Source organism: Sinobaca sp. TMA16-18 (assembly GCF_059510535.1).
This window is the reverse complement of record NZ_JCAKFM010000002.1, coordinates 305,645-326,955: the sequence shown is the minus strand read 5'-3', so window position 1 is coordinate 326,955 and position 21,311 is coordinate 305,645. Positions and strand designations below refer to the sequence as shown.

Below are 21,311 nucleotides of genomic sequence, written 5' to 3'. Positions count from 1 at the left end.
TCTTCACTCCTTATTTAGTAGTAACTGATGCTGCAGCTTGATTGGTATGCAGGGATGATTTTAATGAACGTGCAATAAGCTCCCATGCTTCTTCTGCCTGCTTGTTGGGACCATCATGGGTAAACGCATGCTCACATCCGTCAAACCGTCTGTGCTCTGTTTCAATTCCATGCTTGGTCAGCTTGGCTGCGTACAGTTCGGCCTCCTCTGCAAGAGAATCATATTCCGCCGTAATAACCAGAGCCGGCGGTACCCCTTTCATACTCTCTGCCATAATAGGCGAAGCAAGGGGATTTTTAGCACTTTCCTTATCTACTACATAGCAGTTATTATAAAAAGTCAACTCTTTAGCCGGAATCACACGGTTTTCATCCAGCACAGGTTTTTCTTCAGCCGGTGTTGCCAGATCCACCACTGGATAATTCAGAACCTGTTTAGAGAACGAAAATTCTTTTCTGATAGCTGCCAGCAAAGTGAGCGCTGCTGCCAGATTGCCGCCTGCGCTCTGGCCGCCGACAGCCAGCCGTTCTTTGTCCGCGCGAAGACTATCGGCGTGATCAATCACCCATTTGATAACTTCATAGCTTTCTTCTAAAGCTGCTGGAAATGGGGACTCCGGCGCTTTGGCATAATCGATATTCACTACAAGACAGGAAGCCTCATTGGCTATATATCTGCAGTACGGATCATCCTGGGAAGGCTGCCCCTGCACAAATCCTCCTCCGTGAAGGTTTATGTAAATGGGAAGTGTGGCCGCTCCGGATGTTACTGGATAATAAAAGGTTACAGGAGTCATGCGCCCTGTCGTAGAGATTAACCGTTTTTCAACAGAAGCTACCGCTTGAATATTTATCGTGGATGGGCGCTTTTTAAAAGATGCTTTTTTTCTAACTACTTTTGCCTTCCAGGTATTTATCATTTTACCGCTCCATATAATTTGTCATATATCATTATGTACCCCCTCTATAGTGAATTCTAACATTCTATTGTGCTTGGCTTTCTACAGGTTTGGTTCAGGCAAAAAGAAGGTATGAGATAAGTAAAATTTTTTTAGGAGGTTTTTCCCATCGCACACACTACTTCATCCACTGTTGAAAAGCTTCTGACCGATTTTCGGACAATCCGGAAACAAACGCTTCACATTACCGCCCCTCTGGAAACAGAGGATTATATGATGCAGGCCTCTCCCGATGTAAGTCCGGCAAAATGGCACTTAGCCCATACAACCTGGTTCTTTGAACAGTTTATTTTGAAAAATCATGCTGAGAATTATGTAGAGTTTTCTAAAGACTCCAACGCTCTCTATAATTCTTATTACGAAACGCAGGGAAAAATATTTCCTAAATCCCAGCGCGGTTTGATCTCCAGGCCGACAGTAGCAGAAACTCTCGCTTATCGTGAATACGTAGAAGAGAAAGTGGAAAGCTTTTTACAAAATACTCCTTTAACAGAAGAGATTGCCGATCTCATGGAAGTAGGTCTCCAGCACGAACAGCAGCATCAGGAACTGCTTATTACCGATACTAAATATAACTTCTCTATTAATCCGACAAATCCTGCTGTCTTTCCGGAACGAACAGAAGAAACGGCTGCAGCCGCAAGGGAATGGCTCACGTTTGAGGAAGGACTTGCCGAAATAGGAACTAATAACGTTCATTTTTCTTTTGATAATGAGCGGCCTGTACACAAATACTGGATCCATCCTTTTTCGATCGCTACTGTACCTGTAACCAACAGAGAATACATGCAATTTATAGAAGACGGCGGCTATGCAGAAGCCGGCTACTGGCTGTCTGAAGGGTGGGGTATTGTTAAGCAGGAGCAGTGGGCGGCTCCTCTCTACTGGGAAAAGCACGACGGAGAATGGTATGCCTATTCGCTGCAGGGGTTAAAGAAAGTGAACCCGGAAGAACCCGTGACCCATATCAGCTATTATGAAGCAGACGCTTTTTCCCGCTGGGCCGGATTCCGGCTGCCTACAGAACAGGAATGGGAGCATGCTTTCCGTGATTATGCGACAGAGGGCCACTTTGTGGAAGCAGAAACCTATCATCCGGCTCCGGTACACAAACCGGAGCAGGTGTATGGCAACGTATGGGAATGGACAAGAAGTCCCTACTCTCCTTATCCAAATAACCGGCCACTGGAAGGCGCACTCGGAGAATACAATGCTAAATTTATGAGTAATCAGATGGTACTGCGCGGGGGTTCCTGCGCTACGCCTCAGTCTCACATCCGCTCTACGTACCGGAACTTCTTTCCACCTGAAAAACGCTGGCAGTTCAGCGGTATTCGTCTCGCCAGGGATGAATAAATGAAAAACACAAACCTTTCTTATACGTTAGTCGATCTGCAGCCTGAGGTGTCCTCTTTTAAAGATGATGTAATTGCCGGGCTTGGGCAAACGCATAAAACCCTTCCGGCTAAGCATTTTTACGATAAAACAGGAAGTGAATTGTTCAATGCTATTACAAAGCTTCCGGAATATTATGTAAGCCGGACAGAAATGGACATTCTGCATGATTTTGGTCCTGATATTGCTGAAGCGATAGGCGGACGGGCCCATATTATTGAATTGGGCAGCGGAAGCTTTGAAAAAATGAACCAGGTGCTCCCTTTTCTGGACGAACCTGCGGCCTATAAGCCGGTCGATATATCAATCAGCGCCCTTCAGGACACGGCAGAACACGTGCTGAAGCATTATCCGGCTTTGAAAGTGACCGGTATCTGTGCAGATTACACAAGCACGTTGGACTTTCTGAATGAGGATCCGGAAACGAATAAAACGATCTGTTTTCTCGGTTCTACTATCGGTAACTTTCAAAAGAAAGAAGCCTCCGCTTTTCTGCAGTCGCTCGGAATCGAACTGGCGGCCGGTGGACAGATCTTGATTGGCGTAGATCTAAAGAAAGATACTTCCCTTCTTCATAAAGCCTACAATGATGCCAAAGGTATTACGGCTGCCTTCAACTTAAATATTCTGGAGCGTATGAACAAAGAAATGAATGCAGGCATCAATGCTGCTGACTTTACGCATCATGCTTTTTACTCTGAGGAAAACGGACGAATCGAAATGCACCTCCAAAGCAGTAAAGAGCAGCTCATCTCCTTGGAAGGGCACACATTTCACTTCTCCAAGGGTGAAACCATTCATACGGAAAACTCACATAAATTTTCTGTTTCCGAATTTATGACTCTTGCCGAACAAGCTCATTTAAACGTTGAAACTTTTTGGACCGATGAAAACGAATGGTTTGGCGTGTTTTTGTTAAAAAGGCCATAGATAAGTAAAGAGAAAGCACAGCGGGTGCTTTCTCTTTTTCTGTTACAGCGGCCAGGTTTTATGATGATAAGCCATATCCCAGAATAAATATTCGAATTTTGTGGTCGTTAAAAAGATCTCTTCCAGTTTATCAAGTTCATGCTGCGGCTTTCCTTCTGCCAGTTCATCCAACAAAGCGATACACCACTCAGCAAGTTCCTGAAAACCGGGATCGCTGTACATTCGTATCCATTCCCCGTACAGTTCGTGCTCCGAAGCTCCGGGAATGCGGCTTAAATCCCGGCCGATTTCTGCGTAACTCCACATACACGGCAGCAGTGCTGCTGTTAGTTCAGCCAGTCCGCCGCTTTGCCCTTCATGCAGCATATACCTTGTATAAGCTAACGTCACCGGGGCTGCTTCTGCCTGCTCCAGTTCTTCTTCTCTAATATCCAGCTTGGCACTGTACTCCCGGTGCAGCTGCATTTCTTCATTCAGCGTAGACTGCAGCAGATCCGCAAACTCCCCCATCGTCTTCAATGTCCGGGCTTTCATCGTTCCCATCGCAAACAGTCGGGCATACTCTTTTAAATATAAATAGTCCTGAATCATAAAATAACGAAATGCTTCTTTGTCCAACGTGCCATCTCCCATCCCGGTAACAAATGGATGGCTGTGGTTTTTAGTCCAGATTGGCTGCAGCTTTTGCTGAAGCATATGGCTGAATGACATACCTATTCCTCCTTATTTTTTTCTGAATGCAGCCATTCGTATACATAAACGGCAAGCGTTCTCGTAAATGTAAGCAGCTGATCTACAGAAAGCTTTTCGTTCACCGCGTGGGCATTGGCAAGCGTGCCCGGGCCAAAGATAGCTGTCGGGATACCGGCATCACCAAGCCATCCTCCATCGGTTACGGTGGGAGAAACATCAAGGACCGCTTTTTCTCCCGATATTTTCTCCAGCGCTTTTGCGAGCATTGTTGTTCCCTGGTGCTCTTCATCCACCGAAAGCGACGGGAAGATTTCTCCCCGGTCTTCAATCATCGAGGTGCCGCCCCATTCAAACACGGGAGAATGACGTTTCAGCCAGGGATCTCCGAAAGCGACATTTCGTATATGTTCTTCTACTTCTGCGGCTGCCGATTCATGCGTTTCATCCGGATAAAAATGAACCGTCACCCAAAGCCGGCATTCATCTGCAACAAAAGCCGCGTGCCTTCCGCCTTCAATGACGGCCGGATTGATGGTATTGGCTCCAGCCGGAACACCCGGATAACTTTTTTCTACCGCCCACTGCCTTTCCAGCGTCTGCAGACCTTGAATAATCACCATCATTTTTTCAATCGCACTGGCTCCCTTGACCGCGCCTCCGGCATGGATCATATTCCGCCTCATCGCATCATGAAAGGTTTCCGGGCTTTTGATCGTAATCCATCCGGTAATGACACCGCCCTGGCCCTGGATATGAAGATCACTTGTATCTACAACGAGCGCATAGTCGGCCTCATAGCCGCGTCTGCAGCAAGCAAGCGTTCCTGCCTCTCCTACCTCTTCCCCGATAACCGATTGCAGCGTCAGGTCACCAGGCAGCTCTATCCCCTGTTCATGGAACATGCGGAGCACAAATAAAGCTCCTGCCAGTCCGCCTTTCATATCCGCTGCCCCGCGTCCCTGAATCCAGCCATTTTTTATTTCTGCCTGGTAAGGGTCTGTCTTCCACTCCGATCCTTCCACTTCTGCTGTATCTACATGGCCATTTAAAATAAGACTGTGGTAGTTGGCTGCATCGGTTCCTTTTTTCTTCGCCACCACATTCGGATCACCCGGATAAACGTCCCAGGTGTCGACCTCATAGTTCATTTCTTTTAAATATGAGGCAATAAAAGCTTGGATGCCTGCTGTATTTCTTGCCGGCGGCGCCGGGGTTTCATAAGAAATCAATGTTTTTACCAGTTCAATAAGATCTTCCTGTTTTTCTTCCATATGTGCTAACAGTCCGGATAATTCTGTCATTGTCTCTGCCTCCCCCATCAAATGGCTGATCCGTATACAACATACAAAAAAGCTTCTTCCCGAAAGAAGAAGCAAAGACAACGAAACCGTCTTCCGCTTCTTCCCTCCGCCGGTATGAACCAGATCAGGTAATAAGGGTCAAGGATTTCTCCTTTTCTCAGCTTATACAGCTCCCCTAGAAGTGACGCATGATTATTCATTTATGTCTTCCAGTAAATCACAGATTGCGTTTTCATACAACTGTATGTTTGATCTTCTGGCAAATAGGCTATTAGTATACGTTGGCTGAGATGCAGAGAGGAGCACACCCATGATTCGCACGATGGCTGTTACGATACATAATGAATGGAAAGAAAATGAAGATATCGCTGTACTGCTTGCAGATCACACGATTAAATGGTTCTGGGCCGATTTCAGGGACCCTTCAGAGCAGGAAGCCTCCCGCCTGGAAAAAGACTTCGCCTTTCACCCACTGGCTGTGGAAGACTGCTTTCATTCTATGCAGCGACCTAAATACGACCACTATGAAGAGTTTGAGTTTTTTGTTATCCATTCGCTTCAGAAGGATACCTTTGCTAAAAAAGAAGTAGACATTTTTTCCGGCCGTAACTTTGTCGTAACTTTTCACTTGAGCGCCTCTCCGGAAATAGATGCCGTTTGGAAACAGGCCCGGACCTCGGCTGATGTCCGTGAAAATGGCGCGACTTATATTGTGTATTCTGTTATTGATAAAATAGTCGATGCGTATTTTCCGCCTCTTTATCAAATGGAAGACCGCCTGAACGAAATTGAAGAAAAAGATACGGACAAAACGTACGGTGCTTTAATTGATGAGGTATTTGATATCCGCGGGGACCTGCTGCAGCTGCGCCGGACTATCGTTCCGATGCGGGATCTGCTTTATCGGATGCTCGACCTTCGTCTTGAGCTTATCACCGAGCATAAAGCGTACTACCGGGATGTGTATGATCATTTATTAAAACAGACTGAGCTTATTCAATCCAACCATGAGATGACTTCTGATATGCGGGACAATTACCAGACAATTAACTCCAATCGAATGAACGAAATTATGATGACTTTGACTATTGTTTCCACTATTTTTATTCCGCTTACCTTTATTGCCGGATTGTATGGGATGAACTTTACGAACATGCCGGAGCTGACAGCAGATAACGGCTACTTTATCACGCTTGCGGCAATGGCCGGCATGGCCGCTGTCCTGCTGCTTTTGTTTAAATGGAAAGGCTGGTTTAACATTTTTAAGTAACATTGGACCTCTCAAAGGATTGTTTAAGAGTTCGGGAACAGGGAATTGTTTATCCTATACACTACTATGAAACGGGGGGATGTTCCAATGCTTGAACAAACAGCTGGTAAACAGGTGATCGACCTATTACACACGTGGAAGGTAGAACGGATTTTTGGTATGCCCGGCGATTCTATCAATGAATTGATGGAAGAGCTTCGGAAACAGGAAAACATTCGTTTCATTCAAATACGACACGAAGAAACAGGAGCACTTGCGGCCTCGGCACATGCCAAGCTTACTCACCAGATCGGTGTCTGTTTATCCATTGCCGGTCCCGGAGCCGTCCATCTGCAGAACGGACTGTATGACGCAAAAAAAGATAAAGTCCCGGTTCTCGCTATTGTTGGACAGATCAGCAGCACAATGGTTGGTACCGATCACTTTCAGGAACTAAAGCTTGAAGCGATGTTTGAAGACGTAGCCGTATACAACCGACGCGTCCAAACAGCCGAACAACTTCCGGATATGCTTAATCAGGCCATTCGTACGGCTTACGCGCAAAAAGGCCCCGCCGTTCTTATTGTACCGGATGACTTATTCGGTCAGAAGGTTAAATCAAAAGAAGGTCTGACGTCTCCGGTATACGCTTCTCCTGTAATCCGTCCGGAAGAAAAAGACCTTAAAGAAGCAGTAGCATACATGCACGAATCGAAAAAACCCGCAATCCTGGTTGGGAAAGGCGCGGAAGGCGCGGCCGAAGAAGTATTGGCTTTCGCCGAAAAAATCAAAGCCCCTATCATCGTCTCCCTTCCGGCTAAAGGCATGATTCCGGATGATCATCCGCAGAATATGGGCCAGCTCGGACAGCTCGGTACAAAGCCATCCTATGAAGCTATTCAGGAAGCCGACCTGCTGCTTCTGCTCGGAACTGCATTTCCCTACCGTGAATTTCTCCCGGAGGACACGCCTGCCGTCCAGATTGATATCGATCCTTCTGTCATTGGCAAATATTATCCGTCCCGGGTCGGCCTCATTGGAGACTTGCGCGCCATCCTCCCCTGGTTCACGAATGGCCTGGAAGAAAAAGAGGATGATTTTCTGCAAAGCTATATTAAAAAACGGAAAAGCTGGAATGAAGAACTCCAGCAGGACATCGATAAAGAAACAAAGCTCCTGCAGCCCCAGCAGGCGATTGCTGAAATACAGAACATTCTGGAAGAAGATGCTATTATTTCCCTTGATGTCGGCAGTATTACGGTTTGGACCGCCCGCTACCTCCGTCTGAAAAAGCAAAAAATAGTTGTCTCGTCCTGGCTGGCGACGATGGGCTGCTCCCTGCCCGGAGCGATTGCCGCCAAGCTTGCTTTTCCGGAACGACAGGTGATCGGTATTGTCGGAGACGGCGGTTTTTCGATGGGAATGCAGGATTTTGTGACTGCTGTAAAATATAAACTACCTCTTATTATGGTTGTATTTAATAATGAAAAACTTTCAATGATTGAATTTGAACAACAGGCGATGGGCAACCAGCCTGCAGCAACAGATATCAGTGACATCGACTACGCCGCGTTTGCCCGTGCCTGCGGCGGCATCGGTTACACCGCTGATTCGCGGGAAGAGCTCAGACATGCGTTGAAGCAGGCATCCACCAGTGAAGTCCCGGTTGTAATTGATGCTCATGTCGAACATATTCCGCCGCTTCCCGGCAAAGTGTCCTATCACCAGGGCATTCAATATGGCCAGTATATGATCAAAAGCATGTTTTCCAAAGGGTCCACTACGATTCCACCTATCAAAAAAGGCCTAAAGCGGCTTTGATCCCGCTTTAGGCTTTTTCTTTTTGACTATCCTTAAAAGCCCCTGGGGCTTAACGGATGTGTCCGCTTCCGTTTCTTCAGGTTACGGCATCGGAAGCTGGGCTTCCTGCGCGAACCTTCCAGAAATCTCCACAGCTTATCAGAACTCTTATCCTTTTCTAATTACCTTCTGTTGTTTCTTCTTTGCGCGATAATCACTTCTTTTTCGCCTTTTTCCATTTTTGATTTACAGATAGGGCATGTTTTTTCCTGAAGCGTATCGTCTTCCTGGGTTTGAATTTTCACCCATACGATACAATCGTCGTTTGTGCATAACCATGCTTTTACTATTTTTCTTTCTTCCGGCTGCTGTTCCATGGGTTGTCTCCTTTTTTGGGTTGCATGTGGGAAAGCCTCTAAAAAAAATCGGGATACTTCCACTGCTTTTCCACGATATTGGGCGGGGGAACCGATATAGAGCTCTTCTTTTGCCCTTGTAATAGCGACATAAGCTAAGCGTCGTTCCTCCTCAATTGCTTTTTCTTCACTTTCATTGCTTTTCTTTATAAAATCTCCACATCCGGCAGATTTAACCGCCGTGCTGTGCGGCAGGATCGTTTCCGATGCGCCGATTAAATATACTACTGGAAATTCCAGTCCTTTTGCCCGGTGAATTGTCATCAGGGACACTGCATCTGTTTTGGCGGCCTGTGTTTTTTTCTGCATGCCTTTATACATTTCCACCATATCATCCACAAAGGATACAAAAGCCAGAACCGAATCAAAACGGCCGGCGGACGATTCCAATTCATCGAGCGTTTCTTTCACGCCTTCTTTATGCATCGTTTCCGCCTGGGCTTCATTGGCTTCCAGGTATGCGTCATAAAATGCTTCACGCATTTTCTTTATTGCCTGCTTTGGCTTCATCGGTTTCAGCTGTTTGAGCAGACGCTCTCTCTCCTGCAGCTTGCTCACCTGAAAAGTTCGCAGCCCGCCGAGAGACTCAAGCAGCTCCAGCGGCTCCGCCTGTTCTCCGACAGCTTCCAACCGTTTGATGTGAAGCATTCCTTTTTCCCTGTTAATAAATAACGTCGGCAGCACTTCAGGCAGCGCATCGTTATAATATGGATTTAAAGCAAGCCGCAGATGATCCATCACCGCTTTGATCGGCCACTGATTATAAAACATCTGATCCACTGTCGTAAAAGACAAGAAAGGAATCTGATGGAGCGTCAGCTGCTCAAACATAGCGCGGCTCACACTGGCAGTTCGGTGAAGGATGGCAAAATCGGCAAAAGAACGGCTGCCATTCTGCACTTTATGAAGAATATCAGCCGCGGCCAGCTTCGCTTCTTCATCTGTCGTTTCCGCCCGGAAATAAAGCGGATATGTTTGGGATAAAGCTGTAGACTTGAGCGTCTTTTCCCGTCGGTTCGTATTATGGCGGATAACTTCATTTCCCAATCCTGTAATAGGCGACGTTGACCGGTAATTAATATCTAGTGTGGCGATTTCTGCTGTTGGAAATTCCTTATCAAATTCCAGGATAATTTCACTTTGCGCTCCATTAAAGGAATAAATCGTCTGATCATCATCGCCTGCTACAAATAAATTTTTATGCGAAGCAGACAGCATCTTCATCATTTCGTACTGCAGCGGGTTGGTATCCTGAAATTCATCTACCATAATATATTGAAATCGTTCCTGCAGCTTTTTAAGCAGGGTTTCTGATTCACAGAGCAGTTCGTAGGCATGACAGAGAATATCATCAAAATCCAGCTGATGTTCTTCTTTTTTCCAGGCTTCGTACCTGCGAAAAACCCCTTTCTGTTCAATTTCCATTGGGGTTTTGGCCGGCATTTCTGCGAGGGAAAGATTGTTCATCCGATAAGCAGAATATAGTGACAGCAGGGTTTCCGGCTGGTACTTTCCATCAAATCCTGCTTCTTTCAACTTTTTCTTAATGATAATATGCTTAAACCGCTCGCTTGTCATCATTTTCTGATCGTACCCCTGCCCGCGGAGCAGCTGCAGGAAAAAAGAATGAAACGTTCGAATCTGAAGCTGTCGGACCGCCTGTGCAGAGATACCGGGCAGCGCAGCAATTCGTTCTTTCATCTCTTCGGCAGCTTTCTTCGTAAAGGTTACGAGCAGAATTTGAGCAGCCGGTATTTTCCGGACAGCGAGCAGATAGCCGGTTCGGCAGACAAGAACCGACGTTTTGCCGGAACCGGCCCCGGCGAGAGCCAGAAAAGGCCCCTCCCCATGCCGCACAGCTTTCATCTGCGCCTGATTAAGAGCAATTCCTTTTTCTTCAAGTGCCTGGAAATAAAAGTAATCCGCTTCTCCGCTGTCTGCCTGTCCTGTACCCGATTCTTCCCGGGCCAGGTCTGCTTCAGGAACGACGGGACTGACGATTCCAAACGGTGTTTTTTCAAACGATGTATTTTCCATGCTATCACCAATTTTACGTAGTATGCGACATATCATTATGCTACTCTTCATTCTACCACGTTTACCGGATACCGGCAGGCATTACTGCAGGAGGGATCCTTCATGTTCCATGTCCGGCAGTACTTCCGCGGAAATATCTTTATTTCTTTCTATGTGCGGATCTTTCTTTTCCTATGCTAGACTAACAGAAAGGAGGCCGCATAGAATGGAACACGTTACACACACTTTGAAAAAATGGAAAGACGATTTTTTCAAAATAAGCGACTACATAGGAAGCCATCCGGAGTTGGGTCATGAAGAGTTCAAAGCATCGGCTGCTTTGGCAGAGCTTCTGCAGAGGCACGGATTCGATGTTACGACCGGCATTGATGGCATTCCTACATCATTTGAAGCAGTTTACCATGGCAGGACTCCCGGTCCTCATATTGCGTTTATGGCTGAATATGATGCCCTGCCGGGACTCGGACACGCCTGTGGTCATAATTTAATCGGCACGATGGCAGCGGCCGCCGCTGTTGCCGCAAGCAAGGCCATGGATGACAAATCGGGATCTCTTTATGTATACGGCACCCCTGCTGAAGAAACCCGGGGAGCCAAGGTACCTTTTTCTGAGAACGGTATTTTTGACCACTTAGATGCTGCTATGATGATTCACCCGTACAGCCATTACGAAAAAAGCGGGACGTCTCTTGCTATGGACGCTGTTCAGTTCGCTTTTCAAGGGAAATCCAGCCATGCGGCGGCTTCTCCGGAAAAGGGGATTAACGCCCTTGACGCAGTGATTCAAACATTCAACAGCATTAATGCCATGCGTCAGCATGTGCCTTCCGACGTCCGTATTCACGGCATAATTACTGAAGGCGGACAAGCGGCCAATATTGTACCGGGCTATGCTGAAGCACGCTTCTATGTAAGGGCCGGCAGAAGACGCGATCTTGATAAGATTACCGAAAAGGTGAAAAATTGCGCACGCGGGGCTTCTCTTGCGGCGGGAACATCACTTGAGATATCCAACTACGAGTTCTCTTATGACGATATGACAACCAACGAAACCCTATCCTCCGCTTTCACCTCTCGTTTAGTTGAAGCCGGTGTAGATGCTTCAGCTGTCCGGGAGCAAAAAGACGGAGGGGGATCACTAGATATGGGGAACGTCAGCCACGTCGTTCCATCTATTCATCCGTACATCCAGATTACAGATGAAGATTACGCATGCCATACCCCTGGCTTTGAACAGGCGGCACGAAGCCGGCGCGGGTTTGACGATATGCTTACAGGAGCGCAGGCGATGGCCATGACCGCATTGGATCTGCTCGACCAGCCGTTCCTGCTTCAGAAAGTAAAAGAAGAATTTAACAGGCAGCAAAACTGACACAACGACCCCCTCACCAGTGGTGAGGGGGTCGTTTTAAGATGCCGTCATATACTCCCAAATATTAACCGCAATTAACAGAACAGTGACGACGACAAACAGGAGCTTCACGTAGGCAGCGCCTTGTTTAATAGCGAAATTCACCCCCATGTATGCACCCGCCACCATCGCAATCCCCATCGTAATTCCATAAATAAAATGAACCGAATCAAAGCTGATAAATGTAATAAGAGCTGCAATATTGCTTCCGAAATTCAGTACTTTCGCATTACCTGCCGCTTCTACGAAGTTAAACCCCATCATGAGAAACGCAAATAAGAGAAATGAACCGGTTCCTGCTCCCAGGAACCCGTCGTAGAATCCGATAACAAACGCTGCGGTGCCGGCAAATATAAGCAGCGACATGGATATCCCTTTAAATGTCGAAGCCATTCCCCAATCGCGTTTTAAAATCGTATAAATGGTTACTATAATAAGAAGCACTAAAATAATCGGCTCCAGCACGTCCGGAGGCAGCAGCTGGACAATGAACACACCAAACACAGAACCTCCAAAGGAGAGCGGAAACAAAATCCAGACGAGCCGCTTGTTGATCTGCCCGTTTCGCATAAAAGAGATCATGCTCGTAAACGAACCCATCGTACTTGCCAATTTGTTCGTCCCCAGTGCTGTAGAAGGCGGCAGTCCCGACGCCAGCAGCGCCGGAGTGGAAATCATTCCGCCCCCTCCGACTACGGAATCAATAAAAGCTGCCAGAAATCCTGCTATAATTAAAAACAACATGACGTAGAGTGATATATCTTCCATATGTAAAACTCCTGCTCTTCATTTATTCCCATTTACTAACCTTCTATACTATACAGAAAACGGCATGTCATTTCTATTGGAAAGGAGATTTTTTCTTTATGCTGCCGAAAAAACTTGTCGCCGAAGCCAAAGAACGGATGGCTCCCTATCGATGCGAGGGATTTCTGGATGGGGAAAACCCTGTCAGTCCTGAGCTTTTTTTCATTGGGGAAGCTCCCGGCGAGACAGAAATATATAAAGGAGACCCCTTCGGAGGGCGGGCTGGAAAACAATTTCTTCAATATATTGAGTACCTTGGTTATCCGCTCGAAGACGTTTACGTGACCCGCACTATAAAAAGCAGGTCCTATACAGTAAAAGAAAAAAACGGGAAAGACCGCAAGTATAACCGAACTCCTTCCAAAAGAGAGATTCTGGCCCATGCGCCGCTCCTTGATTACGAAATCAGCAGTGCCAGTCCATCCGTCCTGCTGCCAATGGGAAAAACACCTTACTGGCGGCTGCTCGGCAAAAACTATGCTGTATCGGAAACGGCAGGCCGCGTTATCCGTTCTCCCATCCGACAGTATTCGAAAGAATCCGGCAGCTATGTCTGGTCGGAAAAAGAGTATTTCATTTTCCCCCTGTACCACCCGGCCGCTTCCCTATATAATCGTTCTCTGGATCAGACTATTTATGCCCATTTGGATAACTTGAAAAAAGCGCTGACCGCCGGTATGCTTTAACCGCTCTCCATTTATTGTAAAGGATGTGTGCTCATGCTCCCTGAAGAATTAATAGACGCTGCCAAGAAACGACTGGCCCCTTATCCGTGTGAAGGATTTGTATCGGGAACCGGCCCTTTAAACCCGGAGCTTATGTTTATCGGGGAAGCTCCCGGCGAAACCGAGTTTCATAATGGTATTCCCTTTACCGGCCGGGCCGGCAGAGAGTTTAACTTATTTCTCAATTACCTTGAACTGTCCCGGGAAGAGGTCTATATTACAAGTGCCGTGCGAAGCCGCCCCTACAAATGGGGAAACGCTGCCGGCAATCCAAATAAGAAATACAATCGGACGCCGACTTTAAAAGAAGCAGCGGCCCATGCCCCCGTACTCGATTACGAAATTCAGACGTTTCAGCCCAAAGTTCTTGTTCCAATGGGAAAAATCGCGTACCGCCGCCTTACTGGGGAAAATCCAAAGATGTCCTCTGTCACCGGTATTCTTCAAAAGCGAAGCATACTGGAGCTCACTTCACCGGACAGCTACGACTACCAGTGGTCCCGCAGGGAACATTATTTATTTCCTATTTATCATCCGGCCGCTCTTTTATATAACCGTTCTCTTGAAACTTTTATGTACGAACATCTAAATACTTTGCGGGACCATCTAAACCAAAAAACAATCGGAAGGCCAAAATAAAAAAGCAGGAAAGCTCCCTGCTTTCTTTCTATTTGCCGTAATGAAAGGGACATTTTCCTTTTATCGGTTCTGCATCGTCGCCTATAAAAAATTGTTTCCATTCATTATGCTCCGGATCGCCAAAATGACTGATATCCGGATGCTTAGGCAGGTTATCCCATTTTTCTACACGTTCTCTTACTTTTTCACGCGACATAATGCCGCCTTTTTCTGTTCCTTCCAGACCTTCAAATATTTTGCGTGGCTGAAATCCCAGCACGAGGCTCCGCCCAAGGTCACGGGTTTTTCTTTGTTTGTAGGCCGGAGCATTGCCAAATACAAAAATAGGTTCTTTATGAAAATGAAAATCCCATAAATAATGCTCCGGGTCCCTTGGTTTATCAGCCGGCCAGCTTTGTGTATCTTCTTCATGAAGAAACTGTAAAATGTTCCAGAACTGGCTTCTATACTGATCCATCGTGCCCTCCGTAACTTCCGGCTCCACGAATACAAACAAGCCATGTCTCGTGAAAGGCGGCTCCTGGAACAACTCCAGAAATTCTCCCACCGCCTTCGGCAGGGCCGACCAATCCTTATGCTCTATATAGGCATACCGTAGTTCACCTTTATTTTCTGCTCTCATTCCAAAATAACACGGGAATGAAGCATCGGTTACGGTATCGTGGAATGTGCGGTATTCCTGCAGAAGCCACTCGGGAAGATCTGTGCCCTCTTCCATGTCCTGCTTTGTGAGTAATGTTTTCAATAGATTCCTCCTTATAGCGTATTGCTATTCCATACCCCAAAGGTCAGAAGTCAAACGTCACAAATAAGAGGAGAGCATCGATTCAGATATCTTCCGGAGCGTTTTCTGATTTTCTTTATTATAAGAAGCAGCAGACGATGCTTCTTCTCCTTTTGGCGTAAAGTATTTACCCGTCATTTCCCTATAGCTTTCAGAAACCGCCAGGTCGGCTTCCAATTGGGCGCCATTTTTTAACGAATTCCCTGCATATTTCGTAAAGTAGTGAAGCAATCGGTAAGGTCCTTTGTTATTCAGGGCAAAACCGCTTGAAATATTGCCGGGATGCATCGCGTTCACTTGAATGTTTTCGGATTCGAGCCGGTCTGCTAAGTCATATGTAAACATATTCAAATACAATTTAGCCCCCGCATAGCTTTTCATCGCTCCATATTTTTTCTCTCCCTGCAGATTATCCAGTTCAAACCGTGCAAATTTATGACCGACGGAAGATACGTTAACGATACGAGCCTCCGTGCTTTTTTTCATGAGCGGCAGTAATTTATAGGTAAGCAGAAACACGCCTAAATAGTTTAAAGCAAACGTTTCCTCGAACTGTTCTTTTGTTACCGTCCTTTTTTCAAAAAGAGCACCTGCATTATTAATCAATGCGTCTATAACCGTAAGTTCCTCTCCTAATCTGGCTGCCACAGCCTCAATGTCCTCCATTAGAGAAAGATCGGCCTGATAAAAGAAAATGTCCGGGTTTGATGTTTCCCGCTTTAATGCTTCTACTGTGGATGTCCCTCTTTCTTTGCTGCGACCAATAATGGTTACGCGGTGCTGCTGTCCTGCCAGAATACGGGCGGTCTCTCGGCCAATTCCGCTTGTTGCTCCAGTAATTACGATGTTTTTCATCTTATACGCCCTTTCTGTTACATTCCATTTTCCACCTATACCCGTATTTTTCTATTTACAAGCGAACCCTCTTTTCTCCATAAAAAAAGTCCCGTGGAGAAAGTGTCTCCACAGAACGTTTATTTATGATCTACCAGGTGTTTATTGTGTTCCATATCAGCGGCTTCCCACTTTTCGGCCCAGGCATAAATTTCTTGAATAACCGGTTCAATGCCTCTGCCTTTCTCCGTTAATTCATATTCCACGCGGGGTGGAATTTCCGGATAGATCCTGCGGGTTACCATATTGGCAGCTTCCAGATCCTTTAAGCGTTCGGATAGTAATCTTCCACTGATTGCCATGTCTGCCTCCAGCTCCGTAAAGCGGCGCGGCCCATTAAGCAGCTTATACATGACAAGAACGACCCATTTTTTGCCGAGCAGGTCCATCGCGTTCGTGATCATGCATTTATCGGTTGTGCATTTATCTGATTGAGCCATGATAATTCCTCACTTCTTTGCGTTTTCTATATTATATCACAACGCAAATGTCAACTGTAAGGGTTCAAAGTAGTCTATTTTCTAAATTAGAAAAAAATACGTATTTTTATTGCTTATTTACCGAAAGACGATAAAAACTTTACCCGGTCTCCCATAGGCGGTACCTGGTCATCGACTAGTTCAATTTCCAGCAGGGATGGACCATCTGCGTCAAAAAGCTGTTCCTGTTTCAGCTGATCAAGTTCTTCGAGGCTTGATGCCTTAAATGCAGGAATCCCCATTGCTTCCACCATCGCTTTAATGGAAACGGGCTTCTGGCTGAAGCGTTTATGCACACGCTTATATTGAAGATTGTGGCCGTGATGGACCATGCCAAGCCGGGCGTTATTGATAACAATAAACACAACAGGCAGATTGTACTCTTTTGCTGTAAGTATTTCCATTCCATGCATAAAGAAGCAGCCGTCCCCGGTAATGCAGGCGCTTGGCTTTTCGGGCTGTGCTATTTTTGCGCCAATAGCCCCTCCAATAGCACTTCCCATCGCTCCAAAGTGTACATTTATATCAAAGGTATCTTTCTCCAGCACTTTCATATGATGGACCACATAGGCCATAAATTCTCCTATATCCACTATATACCTTGTATCAGCCGGAAGAAGGGACTGAATCTCATGAAGAACCGTCTGGGTATTAAATACATGCGGCTTTTGAGCCGGCTTCTCCTCGTATTCCTGAAGCATCGGCTTCGCTTCCAGCAAAGGCAGCAGTTGATGGAGAAATAAAGCAAGATCGCTCTCAACGCGAAGATCGACCGGATACTTGCGGTCGAATACACTGACGTCATGATCCACTTGGATAACATAACGATCGGTTGATATGCAGGGATTCCAATTGTTGGTCGCTGTTTCGCCCAGGCTGGAACCGAGCACCAGAATCGTCTCATAGCCCGCATCATTCATTATCTCAGACGCCTCTTCCATTCCGGCAAATCCAAAAATCCCCTTCATTGCTGGATGGGAATCAGCGATAATGCCTTTCGCCTGCGGACTTGTTACAATAGGCCACTGAAGTTTTTCTGCTAAAGCCTCCACCTCGTCAGCAGACTGGCGGATACCCTGACCTGCGAAGATGATACCTTTTTTACAACTATTAAGCTGCGCTGCCGCTTCCTGAACATGCTCCATATCCGGCTCGGACCTCTCCAGTGAAGGAAAAGGAGCCAATGCCCCCTGCTCTACGGAAGTGAGCTGCAGATCGATAGGAAGAGCCACATGAACCGGTCCCGGTATGCCTTCTAAAGCGATAGCCGCCGCTTTTTCAATTTCCGGCATAAATGCTTCTGCCGTTGGAATCGTCACGCTGTATTTTGTCAGGCTTTCATACGCATCTGATACATTTAATTCCTGGGAGGCGTTTAACCCCCTGGAAGCTACCGGCACAGCTCCCGTCAGAAACAGCACCGGCAGCTGTTCTCTCATCGCGTTGGCTGCTCCGGTAATAAAGTTTGTGGCTCCCGGGCCGCTGCTTCCAACACACACACTCAAAGACTGGGAATATTTAGCGTACGCACATGCCATATAGCCTGCTGCTCCTTCATGTTTTGTAATAACAGGCTCCATTCCAGGTTCTTCGTATAACTCGTCGAAGAAAGCGTTGACCGACCCGGCAGGAATGCCGAAAATATATTCAATTCCTCCAGATTTTAAATATTCCACTAAGTGGCGTGCTGTTTTCATTCGCCTGATCCCCTTTTTATTTCGACTGGGCCGTACGTGTTGAATATGCCTTCTGCTGCCATGGGCCTGGAAAATAAATAGCCCTGACCGTAAATACAGTTTTGTTCAAGCAGAGCTTCTACCTGCTCCTCTGTTTCAATTCCTTCAGCCATTACTTTTAATTCAAGGTTATGGGCCATCGTAATAATCGACTTGGTAATGGCCGCGCTTTTTGCATCCTTGTTCATGCTGTCAATAAAGGAACGGTCTATTTTTAACAAGCTGACGGGAAAATCTTTTAAATAGCGGAGAGAAGAGTATCCTGTTCCAAAGTCATCAATCGCCAGATCTACTCCCATGCTGCGGAGTACTTCCATCTTTTCGGCGTTTTTGTCGTTATTATGCATTAATAGATTTTCTGTAAGTTCGAGCTCCACCTGTCCCGGATCAATTTTTTCTTCTGCCAGGATCACCTGAACGTTTTCAATAAAGGAAGCATGACTGAAGTGGCGCGGCGAAATGTTCACTGCAATCGTAACCGGTTTCATTCCGGCTTTCATCCAGGCCTGCATTTGTCTGCAGGCTTTACGCAGCACCCATTCGCCAATCGGAATAATGAGGCCGGTTTCCTCCGCAAGCGAAATAAACAAATCCGGACTCAGTCTGCCATACGAAGGATGGTCCCATCTAATCAATGCTTCAATACCGACCAGCTCTTTAGTTTCCATATTGAACTGCGGCTGGTAGTGAAGATCCATTTCTTCATATTCCAATGCTTTGAATAAAGCCGTTTCCAGCTTCATCCGCTCCATCATTTCGGTTTCCATTTCAGGGTGATAGAACTGAAACTGGTTTCCGCCGGCTTCTTTGCAGCGATACATCGCTGTATCCGCATGCTTTAGAAGTCCTTCTACATTATCGCTGTCAAATGGGTAGAGACTGATTCCCATACTGACCGTAATAAAATGATCGACTTCATTAATAGTAATCGGGTTCTGAAACGCTTCAACAATAGAGTTGGCTTTAGACTGGACGTCTTTAATATTATTTTTCCCGAGAAGAAGAACCGTAAATTCGTCCCCTCCCTGCCGCGACAGCGTATCAGAGGTCCCCATTACCTCCCGGAGCCTGTAGGCCACCTGCTTTAACAAAAGATCCCCGTGTTCGTGTCCCATTGAGTCGTTCACATTTTTAAAGCGGTCCACATCCAAAAATAAAATTGCCAGCTTCTCTTTGTTATCTTCCGCATAACCAAGTGCCTGCTGGACACGGTCCTTAAAAAGCACCCGGTTTGCAAGCCCGGTAAGGCTGTCATAGTAGGCATGGTACCTGATTTTCTGTTCCATTTCCTTTCGCTGGGTAACATCCCGAAGCGTAATAACATAGCCTTTTATCTCATTCATGTCCAGGATCGGGGAGAGCACATATTCTCCCGGAAACAGCGTGCCGTCCTCTCGTTTAAAAAATTCAGCGGAGAGCTTAGGTTCTTGATGAAAAACGCTGCTCTCCGGGTTGCTTTCCATAATAGGGGTGGAGAATACGTCGTGAATGTGCCGCGTTTCCACAAACGTGTCCTCCTGATAACCGAGCATATTAAGCGCTGCAGGATTGCAGAATGTCACATACCCTTTTGTATCAATACCAAATATACCTTCCCCTGCTGCATCGAGGATCATTGCCTTCTCTTTACTTAGACGCTCCAGTTCTTTTACATTCTCTGCCTGTTCTTCATTCTTTTTCAGCAGAGCGGACGTCCGGTCCTGAATGATCAATTCCTGTTTATCCATATAGATCAGCGTGGAAAGGACAGGGGCAACGGCATCTACAATTGATCGGGCTTTTGCCTGCTGAGTTTCTGTAAAATAAGGCTCCGCTCCCATAAACTGCGGAACTGCCACCACTCCGAGTACATCACCAATGGAAATAAGCGGAAGCATGAGCAGGCTGCGGATATTAAATTCTTTGATCGCCTCTTTATGTGTTCTAGGGTCTTCTGTGGCATCATACAAATACACAGACCGTCTATTCTCTACTACGTATTGAAACAGCTGATCTTCGCTGTGGGTTAAGTTTACTTTTTGATGCGCGTCTTTCCAGGCTTTTTCAGACCATTCGCTTTTGTGATTCAAGCTCCGCGGTTTAATATACCGGCTCATGGAAGCCTCGATAAAGTGCATGCCGGCGTTTTTGTTGTACAGCACTTTTTCCAGGTAGGAAAAGCAGGTTTCAATCGCTTCCTCGACGGATTGATTCATCGATAAAGCTTTCGTCACATCCAGTATTAATTCATTTTCCGCGATCAGCGATTCTTTCCGCTTTAATTCATTGGCGTTCCGGATGGCCACTGCCGTCATATTAATGTAGGCCTCGACTGCTTCAATTTCCTGCTGAGTCAATTCCATTGGCATGTTGTAATTAAACAGAAAAACCAGTCCGTAAATCTCGTTATCAAAAACGATAGGAGAAGCAAGCAGCGAGCGGATTTTAAAGTCATCCACCGCGTCTGCATCCGGTCTTTCGTCTGTAGTAATGCTCGGAATATAAATTGTTTTTTTTGTTTCAATAATCTGCTGGGCCAGCATGTCTGTTTCCGGATCTATTACATGCATATCCAGAGTTCTGCCATTAATAAATTCGGGCTTCCCGGCAAATCCTTTATAGGTGCCGTCTTCCTGAGGAAGATAGATACCGACTGAATCACAGAGGACCACTTCTTCAGAAATAGCCTCTACTACATGATTCAGCATGTCTTTTAGCTCCAGCCTTGAATTAATAAGCCGGGTTACTTCTGCCAGTCTGGTATATCGGTCCTGCTGTTTCATGTCTATCTCCCCCCTTTTTAAATGAATATGTACAGCCAGATGATCTGTTATATATATGTACGTTTCGAAGAAAATGACTCATTATACATAATATATCTATTTTTATGATTGGGCACGTTTTTCTTTTGCAAAGAGATTGTAATGGACAGATTTTCAACTGGCTGTTACTTGCTCCGTCCTTTTATACTTTTCCTGAAAAAGAGGAAAGTTAAACGAATTTTCAATTTTTTGTTCGTCGTGAGTGTATTATCATTATCCATTATATCCCTAATATCGCCTATTATACCATTTCCGT

General features: G+C 46.1%; 17 protein-coding genes and 1 riboswitch. Of the genes, 7 read left to right on the top strand and 10 right to left on the bottom strand.

Annotated features, from left to right (window positions below; genetic code table 11):
- Positions 1-10: 10 nt before the first annotated feature.
- Positions 11-919: an alpha/beta hydrolase gene (locus AC5W14_RS05320; RefSeq protein WP_496059811.1), complete on the bottom strand. Its 909-nt coding sequence runs from the start codon at positions 917-919 to the stop codon at positions 11-13.
- Positions 920-1,066: 147 nt separating this feature from the next.
- On the opposite strand from AC5W14_RS05320, the gene egtB reads away from it, so the two are divergent.
- Both egtB and egtD read left to right on the top strand, forming a co-directional pair.
- Complete coding sequence (gene egtB, locus AC5W14_RS05315; protein ID WP_496193943.1) at positions 1,067-2,314, top strand: ergothioneine biosynthesis protein EgtB; 1,248 nt, start codon at positions 1,067-1,069, stop codon at positions 2,312-2,314.
- Positions 2,315-3,283 (top strand): L-histidine N(alpha)-methyltransferase, encoded by a 969-nt coding sequence (gene egtD / locus AC5W14_RS05310; RefSeq protein WP_496193851.1) that lies wholly within the window; start codon positions 2,315-2,317, stop codon positions 3,281-3,283.
- A 42-nt stretch (positions 3,284-3,325) separates the two neighbouring features.
- Here the strand turns inward: egtD and tenA are convergent, their stop codons facing one another.
- Both tenA and AC5W14_RS05300 read right to left on the bottom strand, forming a co-directional pair.
- Entirely contained in the window at positions 3,326-3,994 is a 669-nt protein-coding gene (tenA, locus tag AC5W14_RS05305) for a thiaminase II (protein WP_496059813.1), read from the bottom strand.
- Between the two features lie 2 nt (positions 3,995-3,996).
- On the bottom strand, positions 3,997-5,277 hold the full coding sequence (locus tag AC5W14_RS05300) for an acetylornithine deacetylase (protein ID WP_496059814.1): 1,281 nt from the start codon (positions 5,275-5,277) through the stop codon (positions 3,997-3,999).
- A gap of 84 nt (positions 5,278-5,361) precedes the next feature.
- Positions 5,362-5,464, bottom strand: a riboswitch (TPP riboswitch).
- Between the two features lie 123 nt (positions 5,465-5,587).
- On the opposite strand from AC5W14_RS05300, the gene corA reads away from it, so the two are divergent.
- Entirely contained in the window at positions 5,588-6,547 is a 960-nt protein-coding gene (gene corA, locus AC5W14_RS05295) for a magnesium/cobalt transporter CorA (protein WP_496193850.1), read from the top strand.
- Between the two features lie 87 nt (positions 6,548-6,634).
- On the top strand, positions 6,635-8,347 hold the full coding sequence (locus tag AC5W14_RS05290) for a pyruvate oxidase (protein WP_496059816.1): 1,713 nt from the start codon (positions 6,635-6,637) through the stop codon (positions 8,345-8,347).
- Between the two features lie 161 nt (positions 8,348-8,508).
- Here the strand turns inward: AC5W14_RS05290 and AC5W14_RS05285 are convergent, their stop codons facing one another.
- Positions 8,509-10,779 carry a UvrD-helicase domain-containing protein gene (locus AC5W14_RS05285; RefSeq protein WP_496193849.1) on the bottom strand — a complete coding sequence of 757 codons (2,271 nt, stop codon included), beginning with the start codon at positions 10,777-10,779 and terminating at the stop codon, positions 8,509-8,511.
- A gap of 205 nt (positions 10,780-10,984) precedes the next feature.
- Between AC5W14_RS05285 and AC5W14_RS05280 the strand changes: the two genes are divergently transcribed.
- The gene (locus AC5W14_RS05280; protein ID WP_496193848.1) at positions 10,985-12,151 is read left to right on the top strand and encodes a M20 family metallopeptidase; all 1,167 of its coding nucleotides are present in this window, start codon (positions 10,985-10,987) and stop codon (positions 12,149-12,151) included.
- A 36-nt stretch (positions 12,152-12,187) separates the two neighbouring features.
- On the opposite strand, the gene AC5W14_RS05275 is transcribed toward AC5W14_RS05280, so the two are convergent.
- Positions 12,188-12,958, bottom strand: a complete 771-nt coding sequence (locus AC5W14_RS05275; protein WP_496193847.1) for a TSUP family transporter — start codon at positions 12,956-12,958, stop codon at positions 12,188-12,190.
- Between the two features lie 98 nt (positions 12,959-13,056).
- Here AC5W14_RS05275 and AC5W14_RS05270 point away from each other — a divergent pair, with 98 nt between their 5' ends.
- Together AC5W14_RS05270 and AC5W14_RS05265 are read left to right on the top strand one after the other, a co-directional pair.
- Positions 13,057-13,683, top strand: coding sequence for a uracil-DNA glycosylase (locus tag AC5W14_RS05270; RefSeq protein WP_496193846.1), 627 nt, complete (start codon positions 13,057-13,059; stop codon positions 13,681-13,683).
- Between the two features lie 33 nt (positions 13,684-13,716).
- The gene (locus AC5W14_RS05265; RefSeq protein WP_496193845.1) at positions 13,717-14,361 is read left to right on the top strand and encodes a uracil-DNA glycosylase; all 645 of its coding nucleotides are present in this window, start codon (positions 13,717-13,719) and stop codon (positions 14,359-14,361) included.
- Positions 14,362-14,389: 28 nt separating this feature from the next.
- On the opposite strand, the gene AC5W14_RS05260 is transcribed toward AC5W14_RS05265, so the two are convergent.
- The 5 genes from AC5W14_RS05260 to AC5W14_RS05240 all read right to left on the bottom strand — a co-directional run bounded on the left by AC5W14_RS05260 (position 14,390) and on the right by AC5W14_RS05240 (position 21,016).
- Positions 14,390-15,079, bottom strand: coding sequence for a YqcI/YcgG family protein (locus AC5W14_RS05260; protein ID WP_496193942.1), 690 nt, complete (start codon positions 15,077-15,079; stop codon positions 14,390-14,392).
- Between the two features lie 84 nt (positions 15,080-15,163).
- Positions 15,164-16,000 carry an SDR family NAD(P)-dependent oxidoreductase gene (locus AC5W14_RS05255; RefSeq protein ID WP_496059822.1) on the bottom strand — a complete coding sequence of 279 codons (837 nt, stop codon included), beginning with the start codon at positions 15,998-16,000 and terminating at the stop codon, positions 15,164-15,166.
- 119 nt (positions 16,001-16,119) lie between these two features.
- Positions 16,120-16,479, bottom strand: a complete 360-nt coding sequence (locus AC5W14_RS05250; protein ID WP_496059823.1) for a winged helix-turn-helix transcriptional regulator — start codon at positions 16,477-16,479, stop codon at positions 16,120-16,122.
- A gap of 113 nt (positions 16,480-16,592) precedes the next feature.
- Positions 16,593-18,215: a thiamine pyrophosphate-binding protein gene (locus tag AC5W14_RS05245; protein WP_496059824.1), complete on the bottom strand. Its 1,623-nt coding sequence runs from the start codon at positions 18,213-18,215 to the stop codon at positions 16,593-16,595.
- Positions 18,212-21,016 (bottom strand): bifunctional diguanylate cyclase/phosphodiesterase, encoded by a 2,805-nt coding sequence (locus AC5W14_RS05240; RefSeq protein WP_496193844.1) that lies wholly within the window; start codon positions 21,014-21,016, stop codon positions 18,212-18,214. Before AC5W14_RS05240 ends, AC5W14_RS05245 begins: the two co-directional genes overlap by 4 nt.
- Positions 21,017-21,311 lie beyond the last annotated feature (295 nt).